This is a genomic window from Prauserella endophytica (assembly GCF_005146945.1).
In the GTDB taxonomy this organism is placed as follows: domain Bacteria; phylum Actinomycetota; class Actinomycetes; order Mycobacteriales; family Pseudonocardiaceae; genus Prauserella_A; species Prauserella_A endophytica.
Genome location: NZ_SWMS01000066.1, coordinates 1 through 4,980 on the forward strand (window position 1 = coordinate 1; position 4,980 = coordinate 4,980).

The following is a 4,980-nucleotide window of genomic DNA, read 5'->3' on the forward strand; positions in this document are numbered from 1 at the left end:
CACAGTGCCCATCCTGCCAGACCATCAGCCCGGCGTGTCGGGCCAGAAACACCGATCTTGGAACACTCCCGGCTTGCCGCTAAGCAGTCGGTCATGTTCCAGGGTCTGCGCCACCTCAAGGCGCATGTCCTTGTCCTGCCGTGATTTGGTCGAGGTACTTAGCGCCTTCCGGTGTGAGTTTGTAGGCCCAAGCGTTTGCGTCCTCGATGTAGTGGTGGCCGGCTGGGCCGAGCCTTCGGGCGGCAATGCGACTGATGGCCGTCTTGGGTAGCCCTGGGAGGGGCGCATCCCGGACCGCGGTGAGTGCCTGGGTGAGCCAGGCTGGCATCGCCTGGCTAGCTTGGTCACGAGGTGGGAGTGCTTCCCGCACGGTTTGGCGGCCAGTTCGGGTGAGCCGGACCTGCCGTTGCGGCGCGGTGCCGTGGGATGTGTTGATGTCGACGGTTCGTACTTCGATGAGCCCGCGGCGGAGGAGCGCGGAGAGCGTCGCGCCGGATCCGGGGTCATGGATGCCTTCTTGCGTCAAGCGTTGCTGCATCTCGGTGACACCAGCTCGGGGATGGTCGGTAGAGAAGGGGATCCACCGCCAGTGGTGCGCCGGCTCTCGCCGCAAACTCTGGTGCCATCGGCGCCGCTGTCGCTTCTCGGCCTCTTGGTCCGCTTGGTAGAGCAGCTCCAGGTACTTCCTTTGACGGGGGTTCAACTTCAGCGTGCGCGGCTTCGCGTGCGCGGGGGTCGCCCGCGCAGGCGAAGATCCGCGATCGCTCATGTCAGCTGCTCACGTCTTCGAACCGTTCCAGTTCCCGCCGCGGCAGCAAGTATTCGCCGATCTTGTTGGCGAGGTGGAGTTCGGCGGGGATCGCAAGGGGATCTGCGTAGTGGGCGCAGATGTAGCGATGCTGGTGCGCGATTGCTGTCCAGGCTTTGGGGTTGTCGCCTGGGTGTAGCACTGCCGCAGTGATTTCCAGCAGGCGGGGATTCCACACGTCGGCAAGGGTGTCGACGCGCATGCCGTACTTCGTGAGATGCGCTTCGAGCCGCGAGCCCTGCGGTGATCCTTTCCCTGCGGTGCTGGGTTTGCCCGGCGTGCTGTAGAACCGGCGCGGATGGTCGACGTCCTCCCACAGCCACGCTGCGTGCCCGACACTGGTTTCGCCGACGGCGTCGCCGTGCGCGAAGACCTGGCTCGTCTCGTGGCGTAGGTTCGTCCGCAACCGCAGGTGCCGCAGCCCTTTGATTTGGTCTGCGGGCACAGACCCGTCTGGGTCGAAGGCGAGCACGTCTGGTCGCAGGTTGTCATTGGTGAGCCCTTTGCACAGGCCGCGCATGTTCTGGGCCAGGGTGAAGAGCGCAATGTCACTGCCGTCGCAGACCTCGGCGGTGATCTCGCCGAAGAACTCCCGCACCTGAGTCGAGGTGAAGACGCGTTCGGCGGCGGTGTCGCTGAGTGCGAGCAGCGCTCGGCGCATCGGGAGCCACTCATCCATGTAGGGCAGGCGGACGCGGACGTAGGGCTCGTCCGGGATGCGGGCGACCGCCAGCGGCAGCACGGCTCGGGAATCACCGTTTCGACGCACTACCCAGAGTCCGACCGTGGTGATGTCCTGGAGTGGTTCATCCGGTAGGCCGAGGATGTCGGGAGGTGTGACTATCCCTGTCTGTCGGATCAGGAGGTCTCGGGTACTGCTCCGTGCCCTCTGCCGGGGGCCGTCTTCTGACTCTTTGCCGGGTCCGCGTCCTTGCGGCTTCGGTGGCGTGATGTTTTGCGTGAGTACCTGGGCGTCCAACGCGCCGGCCTTGAGCGCCTTCTTGGGGTCAGTGTCGGCGGTGAAGCTGTCCTCGTTGCGCATCTCGATGATGGCGAACCGGGCGCTGGTCGGCGTTGGGCGGGACGTGAAGTAGCGGAAGCCTTGGGTTCGCCGCTCGGCGGACGCAGCAGCTGCGCGGTCCTTGCGAGAGGTGATGGTGGGGTTGGGGGTGAGTTCCGAACCGAGCGCGCCGATCGGCTCGACGCGGACGGTTACCGCGAGCGGGCCCTTCTGCTCCCTGTGTTCGATGACTTGGCTGGGGTCGGCGGGCGTGAGTTCTTCAGGGGTCCAGGTCAGACCGAGTGCAGCAGCTGCGGCGTCCATCAGGGCGCTGCGCATGACGGTGGAGTCGAACAGCAAGATCAGTTCGAGATGGTTCTCGGTTGCTGCTGCCAGATGGGTGGGATTGATACAGATGAGATCGCTCTCGCTGGGCCGAGATCGAGTGCCAACCCGGATCTTGGTGTGCGGCTGCACTGGTTGGGTGACATCGGCGAGCGCCTGCTGGAGTTGGGTGAACAGGCGCCAGCGGTCGCGGGCGGACACACCGTCTCCAATGGCGTGCTTGCATTTGTCGCCAAGGCCGTAGCGGAACGGCACGCCGGCGATCGGGTGAGGGTGAGGGGCGTGTTCGGTTGGTTCCGGTTCGAGGTGGCCCAGAGGGTCTCGGGCCAACGCCTTCGGAGTGGGCAGTCGGGTGGCGGAGGTCAGCCTGGCCAGTGTCGGGGCGAGGTCATCGTTCCAGTCGAGGAAGCCGTCGCTGCCGCTGCGGCTCTTGTGCCACTTGATGCTGGCGATTCCGAACGGCGAGGTGTGGTCGGCCCACGGCGAGGGTGAGAGTAGGTGCACGCCGATGGCGCGTTCGGGGTCGAAGACGGGGCTGCGAGCCCACCGCCGGATACCTACGTGGGTATGGATGCGTGGGGACGCGTCGAACGGCATGGTTTGTGCGGTCAGGCGGAGGATGTAGGACCACGGGTAACGGGTGCCGTTCTTGCTCGTGTACACGTGTGGTGGCCAGGACACCATCTCCGCGCCGCCAGCGTGGCTGGCGGTCCGTCGCCATCCGAAGGCGCGGCCAGGGATCGGTTTCTCTTCCTCGCGATCCCAGCCGGTGTAGTCGACCTGCCAGTTTGTGGACACGAGGGTGATGGCGAGCAGTTGGGGCAGCACGAGAAAGTCTTCCCGTGCCAACGGCGTCCCTGGCGTGACGCGCAGCTCACGGTCGTCGTGCTGGAGGTCTTCAGTGCGGAAGTCGGTGACCACGGCGGCGAGGGCGTCGAGGTCGATCGGGGGTCGTTGCCCGCGGCGAACTGCCTTGGTGTTGCGGTTCATTGCTGCGGCGATGAGGCCGCCGCGGACGCATTCGACGATGAGGTTCTCGTCGGGGGCGGGGCCGTTGGCGGCGGTGTTCCAGGCCAGCCAGGTGGTGTCGGCGAACCCGCGGGCATCGTGGGTCAGCACCTGCGGCATCAGGGCTGAGATGGCGTTGGTGACGGCCCACAGCGGCAGGCCGCGTGGCTGGTCGGGGTCCTCGTCGTCGTAGGGCAGGAAGACCTCATTGCGCAGCGCCGTTGCCCAGACCGTGGGGAACTCGTAGGCGCGGTAGCGGCCCAGGGGATGGCCGGTGATGTCGCCGACGTGCAGGGCCATCGGCTGGAGCTTGTCATAGATTGCCACGGTATTTCTCCAGGAGTGTTTTCAAGGCGCTGTGCAGGGGCCGGTAGAGGGCTTCCGCGATGTCGGCGTCGGGGCCGACGAGTGCGTGGTCGAGAGCGCGGTACATGCCCAACAGCGGGCTGTCCGGTTCGGCTGGGGCGAACGCCGCGTCGCAGAAGTACACGCGGGCGGTCGCACCACCGCGGAGCATGCGGCCGATCACCTGGTTCAGCGGCGGGATGTTCGTCCAGTCCATCGCGCGCCGCTCGGGTGAGTTCGATTTGGTCAGCGAGTAGCGCAGGGGTTCTTCGAGACGGTCCATCCAGTCCCGCCGAGCGATCTGGCGGAACATCTGCGCTCGTGCGCCGATCGCTGCGGTGGCTGGTCCTGCCGAGGGCAAGCCGTTACGGATCTCTTCCACCGCCCACCGGCTCATGCTTTGCACGTGGTAGCTGAGGTCCTCGGGGTGCAGGTGCGGTCGGACCAGGTACAGGGCGGCGCCGAGCGCAGCGACCTGCTGATCGTTGAGGATGTTGTGCCCGCGTTCGATCGCCAGCTGCGGCGCGATCAGGATCCAGACGTGCTCGTGATCGGACAGTGTGTGGATGTTCCCGCGGGCGATGGTGCTCCAGTGGTGGGTGACGGTGTCGTCGTCGGGAACCATCCGCAGAATCTGGTCTCTCCACTCTGGACGCATGCGGACCAGTTCGGTGAGCGCTTCCTCGCCCTCCTGGTAGCTGCCGACCAACAGCAGCAGGCGCCGGTGGGTTCAGACGGTCGTAGCATTTGATCTTGATGTTCGGTGGGGAAGGATTCCCTGTCGTGCGCAGGATGTTGACCTTGGCTGATCGGGAGGAGATCTCTCGGGGGTTGGCCGAGTCGTTGGAGTTCAGGGACATCGCGGTCCGGATTGGTCGTGATGCCTCGATTGTGTCGCGGGAGGTGGCCCGTCACGGCGGGCGTGATCGGTATCGGGCTGTGGAGGCGGAGCGGGCGGCGGGAGCGGCTCGATCGCGGCCGAAGCCGATGGCGGTGGCACGGTGCCCGCAGTTGCTGGCCAGGGTGATCGAGTGGCTGCGTCGGGGCTGGTCACCGGCGTCGATCGCCGGGCGGGTGGCATGTGATCACGTCGGGCGGGACGCTTGCCGGGTGAGTCACGAAGCGATCTACCAGTGGGTCTACGCCCAACCGGTGGCCACGTTGCGCCGCGAACTTGTCGCGCTGCGCTCGGGCCGCACCGAGCGCAGGGGGCCTCGTCCGGCTCCGGCGCCGCGTATCCGCGAGCCCCGCTACCTCGATGAACGTCCCGCCGAGGTCGAGGGCCGCGCGGTGCCCGGGCACTGGGAAGGCGACTTAATCATCGGCAAGGGCGGCAAGACGGCGGTGGCGAGTCTGGTCGAGCGGACCAGCCGGTTCCTGATCCTGGTCCCGCTGACCGGGCGTGGCACTGTCATGATTTCCGTGTAAGCCACGGATGATGTGTTTCTTATCTTAGTGGAGTGGTATGCGGTTG

2 protein-coding genes and 1 pseudogene are annotated in these 4,980 nt (G+C 66.2%); 1 reads left to right on the forward strand and 2 read right to left on the reverse strand.

Annotated elements, in window-relative coordinates; translation table 11 throughout:
• Window positions 1-770 precede the first annotated feature (770 nt).
• Both FCN18_RS38785 and FCN18_RS38790 read right to left on the reverse strand, forming a co-directional pair.
• A complete protein-coding gene (locus FCN18_RS38785; RefSeq protein WP_137097580.1) occupies window positions 771-3,488 on the reverse strand; it encodes an RNaseH domain-containing protein in 2,718 nt (905 codons plus the stop codon).
• A complete protein-coding gene (locus FCN18_RS38790) occupies window positions 3,475-4,215 on the reverse strand; it encodes a hypothetical protein (protein ID WP_137097581.1) in 741 nt (246 codons plus the stop codon). The genes FCN18_RS38785 and FCN18_RS38790 overlap by 14 nt, the downstream gene beginning before the upstream one ends.
• A gap of 83 nt (window positions 4,216-4,298) precedes the next feature.
• Between FCN18_RS38790 and FCN18_RS38795 the strand changes: the two are divergent.
• A pseudogene (locus tag FCN18_RS38795) lies at window positions 4,299-4,928 on the forward strand (IS30 family transposase); the annotation flags it as partial.
• Window positions 4,929-4,980: the final 52 nt, after the last annotated feature.